Here is a 19,447-nt window from a genome sequence, read left to right on the forward strand (position 1 = left end):
GTTTTTGCGGGCGTGTTCATCCTCTGAAATCAATTACTCCTACACTTGCTCAATCTGTGCGATCTTCTCGCGATTGGCCCCTGTCGGAGTTGTTTGATGCTGTCTCTGCTCACCGAACATCCGTTGTTCTGCGCGTTGATCCTGATCCTCCTTGATCTGGGTTTATGGCGTCTGATCAGTTCCCATGGCAGCGAGTGGAAACTGCTGGTGCGGGTGCTGATTTTCAGCCTGTTCAGCGTGCTGCTGTTCAACGAAGGCCTCAATCCGATGGAGCCGGCGCCGTGGGCCGACAACGTGCCGCTGCACCTGGCGGCGACTGGCCTGCAGATTGGCTGGTGGCTGTTCGGTGCGCGCACCCTGACGGTGTTGATCGGTGCGGTAATGATGCAGCGGGTCGGCCACACCGGGCGGTTGTTGCAGGACTTGCTCGGCGCGGTGATTTTCCTCATCGCGATCATCGCGGCGCTGGCCTATGTGCTGGATCTGCCGGTCAAAGGCGTACTGGCGACCTCCGGGGCGTTGGCGATCATTGTCGGTCTGGCCTTGCAGAGCACGCTCAGCGATGTGTTTTCCGGAATCGTCCTCAACACCACCAAGCCTTATCAACTCGATGACTGGATTTCCATCGACGGCACCGAAGGCCGGGTCACCGATATCGACTGGCGCGCCACGCGCTTGCAAACCAGTCAGGGCAGCATGGCGGTGATCCCCAACTCGCTGGCGGCCAAGGCCAAGATCATCAATTTCAGTCGGCCGAGCAATATGTTCGGCGTCGCGGTCAGCGTGCAAGTCAGCCCGCATGCGCGGCCCAGTTCGGTGATCGATGCGCTGGAGCGGGCGATGCAGGGCTGTCGCCAGTTGCTCGACACACCTGCGCCGAGCGTCGCACTGAAAAGCTCCGGCAGCAGTGGCGCGGAATACGAGATCAGCGGTTTCGTCGCCTCGATGGGCGAGAAGCGCGTGGTGCGCAATCAGTTGTTCGATCTGGCCTATCGGCACTTGCAGGCCTCCGGGGTCAATCTGCTGTCGAGCGATGAAAGTGCTGCGCCGACCAACCTGTCGCGGCCCCGGGCGTTGCTCGACAGCTCGCCGATTTTCTCCACCCTGCGCCAGGAAGAGAAGGACACCTTCAGCCAGAACATGAGCCTGCAAACCTTCCGTGCCGGCGAAGTCATTCTGGCGGGTGGGGAGGTCAGCGATCATTTGTTCATTATCGAGTCCGGTGTGGTGTCGGTGACGTTGAAGCGCCACGGCACACCGTTCGAGTCCGGGCGCATGGGGCCGGGCGAGGTGATTGGCGAGGCAGGGATCTTGTCCGATTCCGCATTGCCGGCGGACTTTTCGGCGAAGACCTTTTGCGCGTTGTATCGCATCGAGAAGTCGTACCTCAAACCGTGCCTCGATGCGCGTCATGATATCCACGACGCGATGCAGACGCTGCTCGATTTCCGCCTGCACAAGGCGCAATCCCTGACCGAGGAAGCGCCGGCGGTTGTACCCAAAAGAGGCTTTTTGCAGTGGCTGCGTAATCGCGCCTGAAGGGTCAAGTAGCGAGTTTCTGCTCCAGATGCAAGCGCACCTGCGGCCACTCGTCGTCGATGATGCTGAAGCGCACCGAGTTGCGCTTGCGCCCGTCCGGCATGATCCGCTCATGCCGGACGATGCCTTCTTGCTGCGCGCCAAGGCGCAAGATCGCATTACGTGATTTCTGGTTGTTCTCGTCGGTGGTGAACTGCACGCGCACGCAGTTGAGCGCTTCGAAGGCGTGTCGCAGCATCAGGTATTTGGCTTCGGTGTTGACGAAGGATTTCTGCCAGCTCGCGGCGATCCAGCTGCTGCCGATTTCCAGCTTGCGATTGAGCGGGTCGATCTTCCAGAAACGCGTTGAGCCGAGCACTTCGCCAGTGTCTTTGAGCACAATGACAAACGGCATCACCGTGCCGGCATCACGGCCATCGAGGGCTTTTTTCAGATAACTGTCGACAGTGCTGGGCGAAGGCACCACGGTGACGGTGAGGTTCCACAACTCGCCGTCAGCGGCAGCGTGGAGCAGGGCGTCGGCATCTGAATACTGGAGCGGGCGCAAGAGGATGCGCTGACCTTGCAGCGTGGTTTGCATGGGATTCCGGTCTCGGCAGTGCGGGCGAATGGCGAGCGCCCATTACGCCGCACGAGACTGATCCGATGCAACCGGCACGATGATCACGGGGTCACAATTTTTACAGCCCTTGGGCAGGAGCCTCAGCCGATGAAAAACCTGCGAATCGCCACTTACAACGTCAACGGCTTACGCGCGCGTTTGCCGAACCTGCTGGATTGGCTCAAGCGCGAGCAGCCGGATATCGCCTGCCTGCAAGAACTCAAATCCGTCGACACTGCATTCCCCGTCGCTGAACTGGAAGCCGCCGGTTACGGCGCGATCTGGCAGGGCCAGGCCTCCTGGAACGGTGTAGCAATTCTCGCCCGCGATGCGCAGCCGCTGGAGAGCCGGCGCGGTCTGCCGGGTGATCCCGATGACAAGCACAGTCGTTATCTGGAAGCGGCGGTGCACGGCGTGCTGGTCGGCTGCCTGTACCTGCCCAACGGCAACCCGCAACCGGGGCCGAAATTCGATTACAAACTAGCGTGGTTCGAACGGCTGATCAGCTATGCAAAAGACCTGCAAAGCAGCGATCACCCGGTGGTGCTGGCCGGCGACTACAACGTCGTGCCCACCGACATGGACATCTACAACACCCGCTCGTGGCTCAAGGATGCGCTGCTGCAACCCGAGAGCCGCGAGTGTTATCAGCGCTTGCTCGATCAAGGCTGGACCGATTCGCTGCGGCATCTGTATCCCGAGGATCGGCTCTATACGTTTTGGGATTACTTTCGGCAGCATTGGCAAACCAACTCCGGTCTGCGCATCGATCATCTATTGCTCAACCCGGCGCTGAGTCCGTATTTGCATGACGCCGGTGTAGATGCCTGGGTGCGCAATGAACCGCACGCCAGTGACCATGCGCCGACATGGATTCGCATCGGTTCCCGCAAGAAACGCTAGCGGGCGATTGGCGAAATCAATTGTCGAAAGCAGTGCCTGATCCCGTATACATGGCGACCATCAACGCAGTGACCTGCGGCCCCATGCATAAGGATCGAGCAATGAGTGAGCCACGCCTGACGAATCTGAAGCTGTACCTGCAACGTCTGGGTTTTGAAACGCCACCGGAACCGACAGTGGCGACCCTGCGCCTGCTGCAACTGCGCCATACCGGCGTGTTCCCTTTCGAGAATCTGGCGACGATTACCGGCGCGGCGGTATTGATCGATCTGCCATCCATTGAAGAGAAAGTCCTGCTCGGTGGACGCGGTGGTTACTGCTACGAGCTCAATAACCTGTTCTTTTCCCTGTTGCTGGAACTGGGCTTCGACGCTCGGGCCATCAGCGGGCGCGTGGTAATGAATCAGCCCGAAGGCAGCTGGACAGCGCGCACACACCGTTTGAGTCTGGTGACCATCGACGACGTGCGCTACATCACAGATGTCGGCTTCGGCGGCATGGTGCCGACCGCGCCGCTGCTGCTCGATACCGAGACCGAGCAAGCGACCCCTCACGAACCTTATCGCATTGAAAAACAGGCCGACGGCTACATGCTACGTGCCAATGTGGCGGGTGAATGGCGGCCGATGTACCTGTTCGATCTGCAACGCCAGGAAGACATCGATTACACCATTGGCAACTGGTATGTCTCGACTCACCCTGAGTCACCGTTTGCACAGCGCCTGATGGTGGCGCGCACCGGGGATGGCTGGCGCAAGACCCTGAACAATGGCAGTTTCGCGATGCATCGCATGGGCGTCAGCAGTGAGCGGCGCGAGGTGGCGGACGTCGGTGAGTTGATTGAATTGCTGGCGCGCGAGTTTGATCTGCACCTGGCTGATGTACCTCACGTGCGGCAGTCTTTGGCGCGGATAATCACGCCGGTCTCCGCCTAGGGTTTGACGTCGGGCTCCAGCACTCGACGGATTTCCCCAACCGCTGCCGACAGCTTTTTCTCCAGGCTCTTGAGATCGGCGGCGGTGATGCCCTTCTTGAATTGCCCGCTCGATTCGACTGGCTCCGGTTTTGCAGCGGCATCCAGCAGCGCATGACGCAGGGTGTTGTTGATCACCGTCTGATAACCGAACCCCTCGTTCTCCGCGACCACACGCGCCGCCTCAATGACGGCGTCGTCGAGCATGATGGTGATACGGGTTTTGCCTTTGTTTGACGCCACTGCGCCACGTTTGCCCTGAGAAAAGTCATATTCGTCTTGCATCGATCAAGCCTCCAGAAAATAAGCGCTACGTTCGCTGGGTGTGGCGACACGCGCAGAAATGATTCGAACGACATTTGCATCCCGGTAACTGTAAGCAACGACCAACAAGCGCCCTTTGCCGTTGGCGCCAATAGTGATCCAGCGCTGTTCGTCATGGTCGTTGTCCTCGATCGTCAGTGCTCGTTCGTCGTGAAAGACCAGTTCGGTCTCGGCGAGGCTGACGCCCTTGTGCTTGAGTTTGTTGGCTGCGTTCTTGCTTTTGTCGTACTGAATTTCAATTGACTTCATTATGCATACTTTATATGTATAAAAAAGAGCGCGACCGCACCGTCGGTCGCCGTGAACACTTCAGCGTAGTGGCGGCAGGCGAGGGCACTGGAGAGGAAGTGTTGCCGGATTTGTGGGGGATGGGAGCAGCGGGCTAGAAGCTTGGGTGGCTACCTATCCATTATGTGACTGATAAGTTGTATACAACTCTATGGACATTTGTCACGAGTATTGAATACAGTGTGCGCATAACAAAAACCAGGGAACCCCCCACCATGAAAACGCCCCATGTTTCACACCAACGGCCCGAGGACGAAAATCTCGGGGTCGGCGCGAATATGGCTTACGGCCTGCAACATGTTCTGACCATGTACGGCGGTATCGTTGCGGTGCCACTGATCATCGGCCAGGCGGCCGGCCTGTCGCCGGCGGACATTGGTTTGCTGATTGCTGCTTCATTGTTTGCGGGGGGGCTGGCGACGCTGCTGCAAACCCTGGGTCTACCGTTTTTTGGTTGTCAGTTGCCGCTGGTGCAGGGCGTGTCGTTCTCCGGTGTGGCGACCATGGTCGCGATCGTCAGCAGTGGCGGGGAGGGCGGCTTCCAGTCCGTGCTTGGCGCAGTGATTGCGGCTTCCTTGATAGGCTTGTTGATCACACCGGTGTTCTCGCGCATCACCAAGTTCTTCCCGCCGCTGGTCACCGGCATCGTGATCACCACCATCGGCTTGACGCTGATGCCGGTGGCCGCACGCTGGGCCATGGGCGGCAACAGCCATGCGCCGGACTTCGGCAGCATGCAGAACATCGGTCTGGCGGCAGTCACGCTGGTGCTGGTGTTGTTGCTGAGCAAGGTCGGCAGCTCGACTATCTCGCGTCTGTCGATCCTGTTGGCCATGGTGATCGGCACGGTGCTGGCGGTGTTCCTCGGCATGGCGGATTTCTCCAGCGTCACCACGGGGCCGATGTTTGGCTTCCCGACGCCGTTCCATTTCGGCATGCCGACCTTCCACTTCGCCGCAATTCTGTCGATGTGCATCGTGGTCATGGTGACCCTGGTGGAAACTTCGGCGGACATCCTTGCGGTCGGTGAAATCATCGGCACCAAGGTCGATTCCAAACGCCTGGGCAATGGCCTGCGGGCAGACATGCTGTCGAGCATGTTTGCGCCGATCTTCGGTTCGTTCACCCAGAGCGCCTTCGCCCAGAACGTCGGGCTGGTGGCGGTTACCGGGATCAAGAGCCGTTACGTGGTCGCTACTGGCGGGATCTTCCTGGTGATCCTTGGTCTGCTGCCGTTCATGGGCCGGGTTATCGCAGCAGTGCCGACGTCGGTACTCGGCGGCGCCGGTATCGTGCTGTTCGGCACGGTGGCGGCGAGCGGTATCCGTACGCTGTCCAAGGTTGATTACCGCAACAACGTCAACCTGATCATCGTCGCCACTTCGATCGGTTTCGGCATGATCCCGATTGCCGCACCGAACTTCTACGATCACTTCCCAAGCTGGTTCGCGACCATTTTCCATTCGGGCATCAGCTCGTCGGCGATTATGGCGATCCTGCTCAACCTGGCCTTCAACCACTTCACCGCCGGTAACTCGGATCAGCAATCGGTATTTGCGGCGGCGGAAGAGCGGACCCTGCGCTATCGAGACCTGGCGGCGCTGCGTGAAGGCGATTACTTCAGCGACGGCAAGCTGCATGACTGCGATGGCAAGGAAGTGCCGGTCATTGAGCCTGATGATCACGATCATGGGCAGGGTGCACCGAAGGTGCAGGTGAAAAGCAGCGAGCATGTCTGACCGCTGTAACTGAATAAAAAAGGGCCGATCTGGTAAGCACAGATCGGCCCTTTTTCATTTCAAGATCTTTTGACCTTTTCGAGCGCCCACAAAAAAGCCCCTGAATCTTTCGATTCAGGGGCTTTGCTATTTGGCTCCACAACCTGGACTCGAACCAGGGACCCAATGATTAACAGTCATTTGCTCTACCAACTGAGCTATTGCGGAATTGGTGCGTATGTTACTGATTCAAAAAGAGAAGTCAAGCGCCGGTTGTAAAATTAGCTGAATCCTCGGGACGAACGGTGACTTGTCAGCGATTGGCGGTTACCAGAACTGCAGCAGAGGTCTACCATGGGCGCCCGGAAGTGGTCACACGCGCTGCCGGCCATTCGCCGAAAAAGGTCTGCGTCATGAACCATTTATCCCGCAACAGCGAGGTGTTCGCATGAGCATCGCGCAAATCAGCCTGCCCAAGGGCGTTGGCCCTCACGCCGAAAAACTCTTCGATGCAATCACCCAGGCCAGTACCGCTGAGGAATTGAACCGCGCCGGTGGCAAGGCCGAAGGCTTCGTCCTGGGTCTTGAAAGCACCAAGGCGATCAAGAGTCAGATCGCCGAATCGCTGTACGTCGTTTATGACGACGCCGCGAGTCAGCGTGCGATCGAACTGGCTTAACTGCCGAAGGTGATGGTGCCCATCATCAGTTTGGCGTAAGCCGCGGTGGCGGCCAGTTGCACCAGCCACAGGACCAGGCCACCCAGGAATACCCCGGCGGCGACTTGCAGCACCAGGCTCTTTTCACGCTTGGCCGATGCGCGGGGGATGAAATCATCCAGATCGTCACGGTCGGCGCGCAGGTTGTCGTTTTTCATATCTGATCTCACAAAATTCTCGGATGTACAGAAACCCTGTAGGAGTGAGCCTGCTCGCGATATCGGTGTGTCAGGCAATGAAGCGTCAACTGATCCGACGCTATCGCGAGCAGGCTCACTCCTACATTTTGGATTTGTGTGCAGTCTAGAGGTTATGGGCGCTGTTCATCAGGCAAATAAAAACGGGAAGCCCCAAGGCTTCCCGTTTTTCATCACAGTGCGAAATCAGATGACCTGAACAATCGCATCCGTTACCGCCTTGATGTTGTTCTGGTTCAGCGCAGCCACGCAGATGCGGCCGGTGTCCAGGGCGTAGATGCCGAACTCGTTACGCAGGCGATGCACTTGTTCAGTGGTCAGGCCCGAGTAGGAGAACATGCCGCGCTGACGACCGACGAAGCTGAAGTCGCGGCCCGGGGCTTTCTCTGCCAGCAGGGCAACCATCTGCTCGCGCATGCCGCGAATGCGCAGACGCATTTCCGCCAGCTCGGCTTCCCATTGTGCACGCAGTTCCGGGCTGTTCAATACAGCTGCAACGATGCTTGCACCGTGGGTCGGCGGGTTGGAGTAGTTGGTGCGGATCACGCGCTTGACCTGCGACAGCACGCGCGCGCTTTCTTCTTTCGATTCGCTGATGATCGATAGCGCACCAACGCGCTCGCCGTACAGCGAGAACGATTTGGAGAACGAGCTCGAAACGAAGAAAGTCAGACCGGACTCAGCGAACAGGCGCACAGCTGCGGCGTCTTCGTCGATGCCGTCGCCAAAACCTTGATAGGCCATGTCGAGGAACGGCACGTGACCTTTGATTTTAACCACTTCCAGCACGTTGTTCCAGTCCGCCGGGGTCAGGTCGACGCCAGTCGGGTTGTGGCAGCAGGCGTGCAGGACAACGACCGAGCCGTTCGGCAGGGCGTTGAGGTCTTCGAGCATGCCGGCACGATTCACATCGTGGCTGGCTGCGTCGTAGTAACGGTAGTTCTGCACCGGGAAACCGGCGGTTTCGAACAGGGCACGGTGGTTTTCCCAGCTTGGGTCACTGATCGCCACAACGGCGTTCGGCAGCAGTTGCTTGAGGAAGTCGGCACCGATCTTCAGTGCGCCGGTCCCGCCGACGGCCTGAGTGGTGATGACGCGACCGGCGCTGATCAGCGGCGAGTCGTTGCCGAACAGCAGCTTTTGCACGGCCTGGTCGTAGGCGGCGATACCATCGATCGGCAGGTAACCGCGCGAAGCGTGTTGAGCGGCGCGAACGGTTTCGGCTTCGATCACGGCGCGCAGAAGTGGAATTCGCCCCTCTTCGTTGCAGTAAACACCCACGCCCAGGTTGACCTTGGTGGTCCGGGTATCGGCGTTGAATGCTTCGTTGAGGCCCAGGATTGGATCGCGGGGTGCCATTTCGACAGCGGAGAACAGGCTCATTATTGCGGCGGCTCTGAATGGAGAATGGAGGGACGTGTCGCGCTCCAGCCGGATGCACTAGAGCGGTGCACAAACGGGGAGCTAGTATAGAGGCCATTACGGAACAATGGCGACAGGCGATTCGGTTTTTAGGGTAAGTTTTTCCGATTATTTCTTGACCGTTAGTCGACTGCACGTGTCAGAGTCTTTACCGGATGTAGGACGTTTGCCTTGAAAGGTGAGGCAATCGCCACCACATTGAGCACAATCCAGGTTTTTTCTTGCGCGACACCGGTCGTTTGCGGTCGTCCCCGTGGTGTACCGCTTTGCTCGGAATGCCGCGATCCCAGAGGTGTATATGTCCGAATTCCAGCTCGTCACCCGCTTCGAGCCCGCCGGCGATCAGCCAGAAGCCATCCGCCAATTGGTGGAGGGCATCGAGGCCGGGCTGGCGCACCAGACGCTGCTCGGTGTGACCGGCTCGGGCAAGACCTTCAGCATCGCCAATGTCATTTCGCAGATTCAGCGCCCGACCCTGGTGCTGGCGCCGAACAAGACCCTTGCTGCGCAGCTGTACGGTGAGTTCAAGGCGTTCTTCCCGAATAATGCCGTCGAGTATTTCGTTTCCTACTACGACTACTACCAGCCCGAAGCCTATGTGCCGTCGTCCGACACCTTCATCGAGAAGGATGCGTCGATCAACGACCACATCGAGCAGATGCGCCTGTCCGCAACCAAAGCGTTGCTGGAGCGTAAAGACGCGATCATCGTCACCACGGTGTCGTGCATCTACGGTCTGGGTAGCCCGGAAACCTATTTGAAGATGGTGCTGCATGTCGATCGCGGCGACAAACTCGATCAGCGCGCACTGCTGCGGCGCTTGGCCGACCTGCAATACACCCGCAACGATATGGACTTTGCCCGCGCGACTTTCCGTGTGCGCGGCGATGTGATCGACATCTACCCGGCGGAATCCGATCTGGAAGCGATCCGCATCGAGCTGTTCGATGACGAGGTCGAAAGCATTTCCGCGTTCGACCCGCTGACCGGCGAAGTCATCCGCAAGATGCCGCGCTTCACCTTCTACCCGAAGAGCCACTATGTAACGCCACGGGAAACCCTGCTCGACGCCATCGAACACATCAAGGTCGAATTGCAGGAACGCCTCGAATACCTGCGCAGCAACAACAAACTGGTCGAAGCCCAGCGTCTTGAACAGCGCACCCGTTTCGACCTGGAGATGATCCTCGAGTTGGGTTATTGCAACGGCATCGAAAACTACTCGCGCTACCTGTCCGGTCGCCCGGCCGGTGCCGCGCCGCCAACGCTCTACGATTACCTGCCGGCCGATGCCTTGCTGGTGATCGACGAGTCCCACGTCAGCGTGCCGCAGGTCGGTGCGATGTATAAGGGCGACCGTTCGCGTAAGGAAACCCTCGTTGAATACGGCTTCCGTTTGCCGTCGGCGCTGGATAACCGACCGATGCGTTTTGACGAGTGGGAAGGGGTCAGCCCGCAGACCATTTTCGTCTCGGCGACGCCGGGCAACTACGAGGCCGAACACGCCGGAAGGGTGGTCGAGCAAGTGGTGCGGCCGACTGGCCTGGTCGACCCGCAGGTTGAAGTGCGTCCGGCGCTGACTCAGGTCGACGATCTGCTCTCGGAAATCAGCAAACGCGTGGCGGTCGAGGAGCGGGTGCTGGTCACCACGCTGACCAAACGCATGGCCGAAGACCTTACCGATTACCTCGCCGATCACGGTGTGCGTGTGCGTTATCTGCACTCGGATATCGACACCGTTGAGCGCGTGGAAATCATTCGCGACCTGCGCCTCGGGACCTTTGATGTGCTGGTCGGGATCAACTTGCTGCGTGAAGGTCTGGACATGCCGGAAGTGTCGCTGGTGGCGATTCTTGATGCCGACAAGGAAGGCTTCCTGCGTTCCGAGCGTTCGCTGATTCAGACCATTGGTCGCGCCGCACGTAACCTCAATGGCCGGGCGATTCTCTATGCCGATCGCATGACCGGCTCGATGGAGCGGGCGATTGGCGAGACCGAGCGGCGTCGCGACAAGCAGATAGCGTTCAACCTGGAAAACGGCATCACCCCGCGCGGGGTGATCAAGGATGTCGCCGACATCATGGAAGGCGCCACCGTGCCGGGTTCGCGCAGCAAGAAGCGCAAAGGCATGGCCAAGGCTGCCGAAGAGAACGCCAAGTACGAAGCCGAACTGCGCTCGCCGAGCGAAATCACCAAACGCATTCGTGCGCTGGAAGAGAAGATGTATCAGCTGGCGCGGGATCTGGAGTTTGAAGCGGCGGCGCAGATGCGCGACGAGATTGCCAAACTGCGTGAGCGGCTTTTGGCGGTCTGAAAATTTGCAGTGTTTAGTCGGGCCTCTTCGCGAGCAAGCTCGCTCCCACATTGGAGTTGTGTCGTTCACAAATCCCCTGTGGGAGCGAGCTTGCTCGCGAATGGGGCGACGCGGTCTTAATGAGACTCCCCAGCCTTCAGCCCCTCTGGAAATTTCTTGGTCAGCAAAATCGCCAACATGCTGATTCCCAGCGCAATCCCGACAAAGTGAAACGCATCGTTGTACGCCATGATCGCCGCCTGCTGATGGACGATCTCGCTCAGCTTGCCCAACGCCGCCGTGTCACTGCCAAACCGATCAGTCATCGACGCCAAACGCTCGGCCACCTGCGGATTGGTCGGCACCACCGCCTCGCGCAAATAATCGAAGTAGGTCTTGGTGCGCGCATCCAGCAGTGTCGCGAGCAGGGCAATACCAATCGCGCCGCCCAGATTTCGTAGGATATTGAACAGACTCGACGCCGACCCCGCGTCCTGCGGCAGGATGTATGCCGTGGCGATCAGCGAAATGGTCACCATGATCAACGGCTGGCCCAGCGCACGAATAATCTGGATCTGGTTGAACTGCGGCCCGGCGAAATCCGGGTTGAGCACCCCCGAAGAAAAACTCGCTAGCCCGAACAATCCAAAACCGATCGTGCACAGCCATTTCGGCGAAACAAACTTCATCAGCTTCGGCACCAGCGGAATCAGGAACAGCTGTGGCACGCCCATCCACATGATCACTTCGCCGATCTGCAGGGCGTTGTAGTTCTGGATCTGCGCCAGATACAGCGGCAACAGATAGATCGAACCGTACAACCCGACACCCATGCCCAGACTGGAAATACTCGACAGACCGAAATTGCGATTACGCAGGATGCCCAGATTGATCAGCGGATTCGGTTTGGAGATCTGCACGATCACAAAGGTGATCAGACTCACCAGCGCAATGCTGCCCAGCGTCACTATCAGGCTTGATTCGAGCCAATCCTTGCGATGGCCTTCCTCTAGAAAAACCTGCAAGCAGCCGAGACCAATCCCCAGCGTGAGGATTCCGGTGTAGTCGGTGCTTTTCAGTAATTCCCAGTGCGCTTCTTTCTTTTCCAGCCCGTACATCAGGCCGGCGATCATGATCAGGCCCGGCGGGATGTTGATGTAGAAGATGTATTCCCAACCCCAGTTTTCCGTGAGCCAGCCGCCCAGCGTCGGGCCGATGGACGGCGCGAAGGTGGCGGTCATGGCGAACATCGCCATGCCTTTGGCGCGGTGGTGTTCGGGGAGTTTGATCAGGGTCAGGGTGAACGCCAGCGGTATCAGCGCGCCGCCGGTAAAACCCTGCATGGCGCGGAAGACGATCATGCTCTCCAGACTCCAGGCCATCGAGCACAGCAGCGATGAAACCAGAAAGCCCAGCGACACCCACACCGCCAGACGTCGCGCCGACAGCAGCTGCACCAGCCACGCGGTCAGCGGAATCATGATGATTTCCGCGACCAGATACGAGGTGGAAATCCACGAGCCTTCTTCCAGCGTCGCCGATAAGGCGCCCTGAATATCCTTCAGAGAAGAGTTGGTGATCTGAATGTCGAGCACGGCCATAAAGGCGCCGAGCATCACGCTCATCACCGCAATCCAATCGCGCCGGGTCGGTTCGCCGACCGGGCGGATCAGCGCATCACCGGCCATTGTCCGGGGCGTCTTTGATGTTCACTTTGACGGTGACGGACATGCCCGGACGGATCTTGCCGTGCAACGGGTTGTCGGCCTTGAAGGTCAGTTTCACCGGAATCCGTTGCACGACTTTGGTGAAGTTGCCGGTGGCGTTGTCCGGCGGCAACAGGCTGAATTGCGCGCCAGACGCGGCGAACAGGCTGTCGACCCGTGCTTCGATCGGCGTGTCGCTGTAGGCATCGAAGGTCAGCTCGGCTTTTTGCCCGGGCTGCATGCGGCCGATCTGGGTTTCCTTGAAGTTGGCCTGCACCCAGATGTCTTCGTCCGGGACGATCGACAGCAGGTAAGCGCCAGCCTGCACCACTTGGCCGTTACGGGCGGCGCGCTGGCCGACCAGGCCGCTGATTGGCGCGTGGATTTCGCTGCGGGTCAGGTTGAGTTCGGCTTGCGCGAGATCGGCGCGGGCGTTGGCGATCTGCGCGTCGAGGCGTTTGATTTCTGCGTTCAGGGCGTTGACCTGCTGACGCTGGCCTTGCGCATCAGCCTGCGCCTTGGCCACTTGCGAACGGGCGATATGAGCGTCAGCGGAGAGGGTGGTCACGCGTTCTTCGGAAACGTAACCGGGCTTGCGCAGGGTTTCAGCACGCGACAAATCCATTTGCGAGCGGCCCAACGTTGCTTGGGTGGTTGCCACTTGTGCGTCGCTGGAAGCAATCAGACTGGCTTGCTGAGTCAATTTGCTTTGCGCTTGCAGGCGCTCGGCTTCGCGGGTGGCAAGGGCGGCATTGGCGCGATCGATGGCCAGACGGAAATCATTCGGTTCGAGGCGCACCAGCAACTGGCCTTTTTCCACGTGTTGATTGTCCTGCACCAGCACTTCATCGATGCGCGCGCTCAATTGGCTCGAGACGCGGGTGATTTCGCCCTGGACATAAGCGTTGTCGGTGCTTTCATAAAAGCGTCCCTTGAAGAACCAATGGGCGAAAAAGCCCCCGGCAATCAGCAGGACGAGCAGCAGGAAAATCAACAGGCGACGCTTGAGTTGGGCAGGCATGGGCAAACTGTAGTCGAGGAATTGTAAGGAAAGTTATCAGTAGGCGAATCTGGCATACAGCCGATAAACGGTAAATGCCATCCGCTGATATTTGCCTATTCACCACGGCTTACGGGCGTTCCAGACGCAAACTTGGCTTAAATGCCCTGCCCGCTGGAGCGGGGCGGGTGTCGCCTGTTACCATTCGCCGCTTGATTGTTTTGCTTTTCATTCTTTTCGAGACATGCCATGACCACCGTCCGCACTCGCATCGCGCCATCGCCTACCGGGGACCCCCACGTAGGTACCGCTTACATCGCATTGTTCAACTACTGCTTTGCCAAGCAGCATGGCGGTGAGTTCATCCTGCGCATCGAAGACACTGACCAGTTGCGTTCGACCCGCGAGTCCGAACAGCAGATCTTCGACGCCCTGCGCTGGCTGGGGATCGACTGGAGCGAAGGCCCGGACGTTGGCGGCCCGCACGGTCCATACCGTCAGAGCGAGCGTGGCGATATCTATCAGAAGTACTGCCAGCAACTGGTCGACATGGGCCACGCGTTCCCGTGCTTCTGCACCGCTGAAGAGCTGGATCAGATGCGCGCCGAGCAAATGGCTCGCGGCGAAACACCACGTTATGACGGCCGCGCGCTGTTGCTGTCGAAAGAAGAAGTCGCCGCCCGTCTGGCCGCTGGCGAACCCCACGTGATCCGCATGAAAGTGCCGAGCGAAGGCGTTTGCGTGGTGCCGGACATGCTCCGTGGCGACGTCGAGATCCCGTGGGATCGCATGGACATGCAAGTGCTGATGAAGACCGACGGCCTGCCGACGTACTTCCTCGCCAATGTGGTTGACGACCACCTGATGGGCATCACCCACGTGCTGCGCGGCGAAGAGTGGCTGCCATCGGCACCGAAACTGATTCTGCTTTACGAGTACTTCGGCTGGGAACAGCCAGAGCTGTGCTACATGCCGCTGCTGCGTAACCCGGACAAGAGCAAGCTGTCCAAGCGCAAGAACCCTACCTCGGTGACATTCTACGAGCGCATGGGCTTCATGCCGGAAGCGATGCTCAACTATCTCGGCCGCATGGGCTGGTCGATGCCGGACGAGCGCGAGAAGTTCTCGCTGCAGGAAATGGTCGACAACTTCGACCTCAAGCGTGTCTCGCTGGGCGGGCCGATCTTCGACATCGAGAAGCTGTCGTGGCTCAACGGCCAGTGGCTGCGTGATCTGCCGGTGGAAGAGTTCGCCAGCCGTTTGCAGACCTGGGCGTTGAACCCGGAATACATGATGAAGATCGCCCCGCTGGTGCAGGGCCGCGTTGAAACCTTCAGCCAGGTTGCACCGCTGGGCGGGTTCTTCTTCGCCGGTGGCGTTAACCCGGATGCCAAGCTGTTCGAATCGAAGAAGCTCTCGGGCGATCAGGTTCGGCAGTTGATGCAGTTGATCCTGTGGAAGCTGGAAAGCCTGCGTCAGTGGGAGAAGGACAACATCACCGCGACGATTCAGGCAGTGGTCGAATCGCTGGAGTTGAAACTGCGCGATGCGATGCCGCTGATGTTTGCTGCGATCACCGGTCAGGCGAGTTCGGTCTCGGTGCTCGATGCGATGGAAATCCTTGGCCCGGATCTGACCCGTTATCGTCTGCGGCAGGCGATTGACCTGCTGGGTGGCGTGTCGAAGAAAGAAAACAAAGAGTGGGAAAAGCTGCTCGGCGCTATCGCCTAAGCGCTTGCGGCTTTGTGCAGGAGCTGCCGAAGGCTGCGATCTTTTGATCGTGCCTTCGGCGCTTCTCCCGAATTTACGGGGGGAGGGCGGTAAGTGATTGTTATGCCGACGAAAAATTTTGAAATTTTTCAAAAATAAGTTTGACAGGCTTTCGATACGCCCTTAAGATTCGCCCCGTCCTCAGCGATGACATCAACGATGAGGGGCTATAGCTCAGCTGGGAGAGCGCTTGCATGGCATGCAAGAGGTCGACGGTTCGATCCCGTCTAGCTCCACCAATTTACACTTCGAAGCCTGGCCACACCGGCTCCGAAGCGATCAACACTCAGCGTTGATCAGTTGTATAGAAGGGTTTGCGTCCCCTTCGTCTAGTGGCCTAGGACACCGCCCTTTCACGGCGGTAACAGGGGTTCGAGTCCCCTAGGGGACGCCAGTTTTACAGAAGTGATATTGCAAGATGTCACTCCGCCGCGAGGCGAAAAATCCGGGGCTTTAGCTCAGCTGGGAGAGCGCCTGCATGGCATGCAGGAGGTCAGCGGTTCGATCCCGCTAAGCTCCACCAATTTACACGTTCAAGGTCTGGCCACACCGGCCTTGAATCGATCAGTTCTCAGCACTGATCAGTTGTATAGAAGGTTTGTGTCCCCTTCGTCTAGTGGCCTAGGACACCGCCCTTTCACGGCGGTAACAGGGGTTCGAGTCCCCTAGGGGACGCCACGATTACCCGCTCTGCGGGATTTTATAAGGGTCATTCAATTATTGAATGGCCCTTTTGTTTGTCTGGCGTTTGGCCAATTCTCCTTTTTCCTTACACTGTGCATCAGACCAGCGGTCATATCCTTGACTTGCAGAATATTATTATGCGAATAATATTCTAGTCGTAATATTCGGAGACAACGATGAACGATAAAAAAGCTCAAACCCGCGAACGCATCCTCAAGGCTGCCAGCGCCGCACTGATTCAGCGTGGCCCGGCCGACCCTAGCGTGGGCGAAGTGATGGGCGCAGCCGGCCTGACCGTCGGCGGTTTCTATGCGCACTTCGAAAGCAAGGACGCGATGATGCTGGAAGCGTTCAAGCAGCTTCTCGGCCGCCGCCGCGACCTGATTGCCGACATGGATGCCGAGCTGACCGGTGAAGAGCGTCGTGCCTTGGTCGCCGCGTTTTACCTGTCGCGCAAGCATCGTGATTCCAGCGACGCGGCATGCCCGATTCCAGCATCGATCGGCGAGCTGGGGCGCTTGCCGGAATCGTTCCGCATCGCGCTGAACGAGCACCTGGAATTGATGATTGCGCAGTTGGCGTCCAGCCCTGAGGACACCGACAAAGCCTTGGCTGACGTGGCTTTGATGGTGGGTGGTCTGGCACTCGCAAGAGCGCTCGGCCCGGGAGACTTATCCGATCGATTGCTGCGCGCTGCCAAGTCGGCGGTGCGTTGACCTGAAGGCAACTCGCCTGAGGAGAGAGCGATGAACACGTTGAAGTGGGTTCGTGGCGTTAATGGCACCTTGGGCTGGATTGCACCGAAACGCGTGGCGAGCAAAATGCGTGTGGCATTCATGACGCCACGTTCGCTGCCTCTTCGTGATTGGGAATTGCCGCTGCTGGCCAGCTCCGAACGCATCACTTTGCGTTTTGGTCTCTCGGCGCTGCGCTGGGGTCAGGGCCCGACCGTGCTGCTGATGCACGGCTGGGAAGGGCGGCCAACCCAGTTTGCCGCGCTGATCACTGCGCTGTTCGATGCCGGGTATACCGTCGTCGCGTTGGATGGTCCGGCTCACGGTCGCTCGCCGGGGCGTGAAGCCAATGTGGTGTTGTTCGCCCGGGCGATGCTCGAAGCGGCTGCCGAGCTGCCACCATTGCAAGCGGTCATCGGTCATTCCATGGGCGGCGCCAGCGCCATGCTCGCCGTGCAATTGGGCTTGCGCACCGAAACCCTAGTCAGCATTGCCGCGCCTGCGCGCATTCTTGGTGTACTGCGCGGTTTCGCCCGCTACGTTGGTATGCCGCCGCGAGCGCGCTCGGCCTTCATCCGTCAGGTCGAGCAAGATGTCGGTATGCGCGCCGCGACTCTCGACGTTGCCCACTATCAACTGGATATGCCCGGCCTGATCGTGCATGCCGAGGACGACAATTTCGTCTCGGTCAAGGAATCGCAACTGATCCACGAATCCTGGTTCGACAGTCGCCTGTTGCGCCTTGAAGGCGGCGGGCACCAGCGTGTGCTAGCCGACCCTCGGGTGATTGATGGCGTGTTATCACTGCTGGCCGGCCGTAGCCTTCAGGCGCGCCAATCGGCCTGAGCTCCGTTACACTGCTCCGGTTGAATACTTTGACCGGGAGTGGGGCATGGGTTGGGATCGGGCAACGCCGTTTACCATTGATCTGCAAGTAGGCGCTGAGGATATCGACGGGTTGGGCCACGCGAATAACGCCGTGTACGTGACCTGGCTCGAGCGCTGCGCCTGGCGCCACTCGCAGCGTCTGGGGCTGGATCTGGTCGAGTATCGGCGACTGGATCGGGCGATGGCGGTGGTGCGTCACGAGATCGATTATCTCGCCGCCGCCTATGAAGGCGACGAACTGCAATTGGCAACCTGGATTGTCGATTGGGATCAGCGCCTGAAAATGACCCGGCATTTCCAGCTCAAGCGCCCGAGCGACAATGCCACGCTGTTGCGCGCGCAGACCACGTTTGTCTGTATTGAACTGTCGACCGGTAAGCCGAAGCGCATGCCGGCTGAGTTTATCGAGGGTTATGGCCCGGCGATCCAGTTTCCCGAGTCGGCAAATATCTAAACTGTAGGAGTGAGCCTGCCGCGATAGCGGTGTGTCAGCCAACATATGCCTCACTGACACACCGCTATCGCGAGCAGGCTCACTCCTACAAGGGATCTGCGGATTTGTGCGATATCCAGTAAACTGCCGCACGTTTTTCTTCAAGTAGTGTTTTCCCATGCAAATTGCTCTGGCGCCCATGGAGGGGTTGGTCGACGACATCCTCCGCGACGTGCTGACCCGCGTTGGCGGCATCGACTGGTGTGTGACCGAGTTCATTCGGGTCAACGACCAGCTGCTCACGCCGGCCTATTTCCACAAGTTCGGCCCGGAGTTGCTCAACGGTGCCCGCACCGCCTCCGGTGTGCCATTGCGCGTGCAATTGCTCGGTTCCGACCCGGTGTGTCTGGCGGAAAACGCTGCACTGGCCTGCGAACTCGGCTCTGAAGTGATTGACCTCAACTTCGGCTGCCCGGCCAAGACCGTGAATAAATCCCGTGGTGGTGCGGTCCTGCTCAAAGAGCCGGAACTGCTCAACCAGATCGTCGAACACGTGCGCCGCGCTGTACCCGCGCACATTCCCGTCACCGCAAAAATGCGCCTGGGCTTCGACAGTCCCGACGGTTCGCTGGTCTGCGCCACTGCGCTGGCTGAAGGCGGCGCCGAGCACATTGTGGTGCATGCCCGAACCAAAATGGACGGCTACAAGCCGCCGGCGCATTGGGAGTGGATTCCGCGCGTGCAAGAGGTGGTCAAAGTCCCGGTGTTCGCCAATGGCGATATCTGGAGCGTCGAAGACTGGCGCCGCTGCCGCGAAATCAGCGGCGTCGAAGACATCATGCTCGGTCGCGGTCTGGTCTCGCGCCCGGATCTGGCCAGGCAGATTGCTGCCGCTCGCGCTGGCGAAGAAGTGGTCGAGATGACCTGGGCCGAGCTGATACCGCTGATTCAGGACTTCTGGCTGCAAGCCAAAGCGCAGATGACCGCACGCCAATCGCCGGGCCGTTTGAAGCAATGGTTGGCCATGCTGACGCGCAATTATCCCGAGGCCACCGAGCTGTTTACGGTGCTGCGCCGTGAGACCGAACCGGATCATGTCTCGCGTCTGCTCGGTCTGCCAGTGGCTGAAGCGGCTTGAAAAAAATCTGCGAATAATCTCTTGAAATCATTTCAGCGGTCCCTATCTAAGGGTTACGCGATGCCGAATTCGGGTCGCGGAGTCAAAAAACCTTGCTGATTGTTTTCAGGAGATTTGA

The 19,447-nt window shown here is 59.0% G+C and carries 18 protein-coding genes and 5 tRNA genes; 15 read left to right on the top strand and 8 right to left on the bottom strand.

What is annotated here, in order from left to right; translation table 11 throughout:
* Nucleotides 1–96 precede the first annotated feature (96 nt).
* The gene (locus AB4N74_RS04435; protein ID WP_093432023.1) at nucleotides 97–1,539 is read left to right on the top strand and encodes a mechanosensitive ion channel family protein; all 1,443 of its coding nucleotides are present in this window, start codon (nucleotides 97–99) and stop codon (nucleotides 1,537–1,539) included.
* Nucleotides 1,540–1,543: 4 nt separating this feature from the next.
* On the opposite strand, the gene AB4N74_RS04440 is transcribed toward AB4N74_RS04435, so the two are convergent.
* Nucleotides 1,544–2,119: a GNAT family N-acetyltransferase gene (locus tag AB4N74_RS04440; protein ID WP_320337325.1), complete on the bottom strand. Its 576-nt coding sequence runs from the start codon at nucleotides 2,117–2,119 to the stop codon at nucleotides 1,544–1,546.
* Between the two features lie 129 nt (nucleotides 2,120–2,248).
* On the opposite strand from AB4N74_RS04440, the gene xth reads away from it, so the two are divergent.
* Both xth and AB4N74_RS04450 read left to right on the top strand, forming a co-directional pair.
* Nucleotides 2,249–3,043: an exodeoxyribonuclease III gene (gene xth / locus AB4N74_RS04445; RefSeq protein WP_116255279.1), complete on the top strand. Its 795-nt coding sequence runs from the start codon at nucleotides 2,249–2,251 to the stop codon at nucleotides 3,041–3,043.
* A gap of 101 nt (nucleotides 3,044–3,144) precedes the next feature.
* Nucleotides 3,145–3,978 carry an arylamine N-acetyltransferase family protein gene (locus tag AB4N74_RS04450; RefSeq protein ID WP_460098414.1) on the top strand — a complete coding sequence of 278 codons (834 nt, stop codon included), beginning with the start codon at nucleotides 3,145–3,147 and terminating at the stop codon, nucleotides 3,976–3,978.
* On the opposite strand, the gene AB4N74_RS04455 is transcribed toward AB4N74_RS04450, so the two are convergent.
* On the bottom strand, nucleotides 3,975–4,301 hold the full coding sequence (locus AB4N74_RS04455) for a BrnA antitoxin family protein (protein WP_099758519.1): 327 nt from the start codon (nucleotides 4,299–4,301) through the stop codon (nucleotides 3,975–3,977). The two genes, AB4N74_RS04450 and AB4N74_RS04455, sit on opposite strands and share 4 nt — an antisense overlap.
* A gap of 3 nt (nucleotides 4,302–4,304) precedes the next feature.
* Nucleotides 4,305–4,589 carry a BrnT family toxin gene (locus AB4N74_RS04460; RefSeq protein WP_099758520.1) on the bottom strand — a complete coding sequence of 95 codons (285 nt, stop codon included), beginning with the start codon at nucleotides 4,587–4,589 and terminating at the stop codon, nucleotides 4,305–4,307.
* 254 nt (nucleotides 4,590–4,843) lie between these two features.
* Between AB4N74_RS04460 and AB4N74_RS04465 the strand changes: the two genes are divergently transcribed.
* A complete protein-coding gene (locus AB4N74_RS04465) occupies nucleotides 4,844–6,367 on the top strand; it encodes a nucleobase:cation symporter-2 family protein (protein WP_034152785.1) in 1,524 nt (507 codons plus the stop codon).
* 131 nt (nucleotides 6,368–6,498) lie between these two features.
* Here the strand turns inward: AB4N74_RS04465 and AB4N74_RS04470 are convergent.
* Nucleotides 6,499–6,574: transfer RNA gene (locus AB4N74_RS04470), tRNA-Asn, on the bottom strand.
* Between the two features lie 220 nt (nucleotides 6,575–6,794).
* Between AB4N74_RS04470 and AB4N74_RS04475 the strand changes: the two genes are divergently transcribed.
* Nucleotides 6,795–7,025, top strand: coding sequence for a hypothetical protein (locus AB4N74_RS04475; protein ID WP_093432041.1), 231 nt, complete (start codon nucleotides 6,795–6,797; stop codon nucleotides 7,023–7,025).
* On the opposite strand, the gene AB4N74_RS04480 is transcribed toward AB4N74_RS04475, so the two are convergent.
* The gene (locus tag AB4N74_RS04480; protein WP_095047664.1) at nucleotides 7,022–7,222 is read right to left on the bottom strand and encodes a hypothetical protein; all 201 of its coding nucleotides are present in this window, start codon (nucleotides 7,220–7,222) and stop codon (nucleotides 7,022–7,024) included. The genes AB4N74_RS04475 and AB4N74_RS04480 overlap by 4 nt on opposite strands.
* Nucleotides 7,223–7,447: 225 nt before the next feature.
* A complete protein-coding gene (locus AB4N74_RS04485) occupies nucleotides 7,448–8,644 on the bottom strand; it encodes an amino acid aminotransferase (protein ID WP_460098417.1) in 1,197 nt (398 codons plus the stop codon).
* 337 nt (nucleotides 8,645–8,981) lie between these two features.
* On the opposite strand from AB4N74_RS04485, the gene uvrB reads away from it, so the two are divergent.
* Nucleotides 8,982–10,997 (top strand): excinuclease ABC subunit UvrB, encoded by a 2,016-nt coding sequence (gene uvrB, locus AB4N74_RS04490; RefSeq protein WP_007913411.1) that lies wholly within the window; start codon nucleotides 8,982–8,984, stop codon nucleotides 10,995–10,997.
* A gap of 116 nt (nucleotides 10,998–11,113) precedes the next feature.
* Here uvrB and AB4N74_RS04495 read toward each other — a convergent pair whose 3' ends face one another.
* Nucleotides 11,114–12,664 (bottom strand): MDR family MFS transporter, encoded by a 1,551-nt coding sequence (locus AB4N74_RS04495; protein ID WP_460098420.1) that lies wholly within the window; start codon nucleotides 12,662–12,664, stop codon nucleotides 11,114–11,116.
* Nucleotides 12,654–13,703: an HlyD family secretion protein gene (locus AB4N74_RS04500; protein WP_257358052.1), complete on the bottom strand. Its 1,050-nt coding sequence runs from the start codon at nucleotides 13,701–13,703 to the stop codon at nucleotides 12,654–12,656. The genes AB4N74_RS04495 and AB4N74_RS04500 overlap by 11 nt, the downstream gene beginning before the upstream one ends.
* A 228-nt stretch (nucleotides 13,704–13,931) precedes the next feature.
* Here AB4N74_RS04500 and gltX point away from each other — a divergent pair, with 228 nt between their 5' ends.
* The 9 genes from gltX to AB4N74_RS04545 all read left to right on the top strand — a co-directional run bounded on the left by gltX (nucleotide 13,932) and on the right by AB4N74_RS04545 (nucleotide 19,329).
* Complete coding sequence (gltX, locus tag AB4N74_RS04505) at nucleotides 13,932–15,413, top strand: glutamate--tRNA ligase (protein ID WP_099758525.1); 1,482 nt, start codon at nucleotides 13,932–13,934, stop codon at nucleotides 15,411–15,413.
* Between the two features lie 202 nt (nucleotides 15,414–15,615).
* Nucleotides 15,616–15,691: transfer RNA gene (locus AB4N74_RS04510), tRNA-Ala, on the top strand.
* A gap of 79 nt (nucleotides 15,692–15,770) precedes the next feature.
* A tRNA-Glu gene (locus tag AB4N74_RS04515) sits at nucleotides 15,771–15,846 on the top strand.
* 53 nt (nucleotides 15,847–15,899) lie between these two features.
* A tRNA-Ala gene (locus AB4N74_RS04520) sits at nucleotides 15,900–15,975 on the top strand.
* Between the two features lie 79 nt (nucleotides 15,976–16,054).
* Nucleotides 16,055–16,130 (top strand) — tRNA-Glu (locus AB4N74_RS04525).
* 182 nt (nucleotides 16,131–16,312) lie between these two features.
* Nucleotides 16,313–16,852, top strand: coding sequence for a TetR/AcrR family transcriptional regulator (locus tag AB4N74_RS04530; protein ID WP_007913421.1), 540 nt, complete (start codon nucleotides 16,313–16,315; stop codon nucleotides 16,850–16,852).
* Between the two features lie 30 nt (nucleotides 16,853–16,882).
* A complete protein-coding gene (locus AB4N74_RS04535; protein WP_460098423.1) occupies nucleotides 16,883–17,716 on the top strand; it encodes an alpha/beta fold hydrolase in 834 nt (277 codons plus the stop codon).
* 46 nt (nucleotides 17,717–17,762) lie between these two features.
* A complete protein-coding gene (locus AB4N74_RS04540; RefSeq protein ID WP_093432061.1) occupies nucleotides 17,763–18,212 on the top strand; it encodes an acyl-CoA thioesterase in 450 nt (149 codons plus the stop codon).
* Between the two features lie 157 nt (nucleotides 18,213–18,369).
* Complete coding sequence (locus tag AB4N74_RS04545) at nucleotides 18,370–19,329, top strand: tRNA dihydrouridine synthase (RefSeq protein ID WP_460098425.1); 960 nt, start codon at nucleotides 18,370–18,372, stop codon at nucleotides 19,327–19,329.
* The last annotated feature ends 118 nt before the right edge of the window (nucleotides 19,330–19,447 follow it).

This window comes from Pseudomonas sp. H3_C08, from assembly GCF_054669455.1.

Bases quoted from the DNA above. Each gene is read 5' to 3' on its own strand.
- AB4N74_RS04450 (WP_460098414.1), top strand. From the start codon at position 3,145: ATGAGTGAGCCACGCCTGACGAATCTGAAGCTGTACCTGCAACGTCTG.
- AB4N74_RS04530 (WP_007913421.1), top strand. From the start codon at position 16,313: ATGAACGATAAAAAAGCTCAAACCCGCGAACGCATCCTCAAGGCTGCC.
- xth (WP_116255279.1), top strand. From the start codon at position 2,249: ATGAAAAACCTGCGAATCGCCACTTACAACGTCAACGGCTTACGCGCG.
- AB4N74_RS04465 (WP_034152785.1), top strand. From the start codon at position 4,844: ATGAAAACGCCCCATGTTTCACACCAACGGCCCGAGGACGAAAATCTC.
- AB4N74_RS04475 (WP_093432041.1), top strand. From the start codon at position 6,795: ATGAGCATCGCGCAAATCAGCCTGCCCAAGGGCGTTGGCCCTCACGCC.
- gltX (WP_099758525.1), top strand. From the start codon at position 13,932: ATGACCACCGTCCGCACTCGCATCGCGCCATCGCCTACCGGGGACCCC.
- AB4N74_RS04535 (WP_460098423.1), top strand. From the start codon at position 16,883: ATGAACACGTTGAAGTGGGTTCGTGGCGTTAATGGCACCTTGGGCTGG.
- AB4N74_RS04545 (WP_460098425.1), top strand. From the start codon at position 18,370: ATGCAAATTGCTCTGGCGCCCATGGAGGGGTTGGTCGACGACATCCTC.
- AB4N74_RS04440 (WP_320337325.1), bottom strand. From the start codon at position 2,119: ATGCAAACCACGCTGCAAGGTCAGCGCATCCTCTTGCGCCCGCTCCAG.
- AB4N74_RS04485 (WP_460098417.1), bottom strand. From the start codon at position 8,644: ATGAGCCTGTTCTCCGCTGTCGAAATGGCACCCCGCGATCCAATCCTG.
- AB4N74_RS04455 (WP_099758519.1), bottom strand. From the start codon at position 4,301: ATGCAAGACGAATATGACTTTTCTCAGGGCAAACGTGGCGCAGTGGCG.
- AB4N74_RS04495 (WP_460098420.1), bottom strand. From the start codon at position 12,664: ATGGCCGGTGATGCGCTGATCCGCCCGGTCGGCGAACCGACCCGGCGC.
- AB4N74_RS04540 (WP_093432061.1), top strand. From the start codon at position 17,763: ATGGGTTGGGATCGGGCAACGCCGTTTACCATTGATCTGCAAGTAGGC.
- AB4N74_RS04500 (WP_257358052.1), bottom strand. From the start codon at position 13,703: ATGCCTGCCCAACTCAAGCGTCGCCTGTTGATTTTCCTGCTGCTCGTC.
- AB4N74_RS04480 (WP_095047664.1), bottom strand. From the start codon at position 7,222: ATGAAAAACGACAACCTGCGCGCCGACCGTGACGATCTGGATGATTTC.
- AB4N74_RS04460 (WP_099758520.1), bottom strand. From the start codon at position 4,589: ATGAAGTCAATTGAAATTCAGTACGACAAAAGCAAGAACGCAGCCAAC.
- AB4N74_RS04435 (WP_093432023.1), top strand. From the start codon at position 97: ATGCTGTCTCTGCTCACCGAACATCCGTTGTTCTGCGCGTTGATCCTG.
- uvrB (WP_007913411.1), top strand. From the start codon at position 8,982: ATGTCCGAATTCCAGCTCGTCACCCGCTTCGAGCCCGCCGGCGATCAG.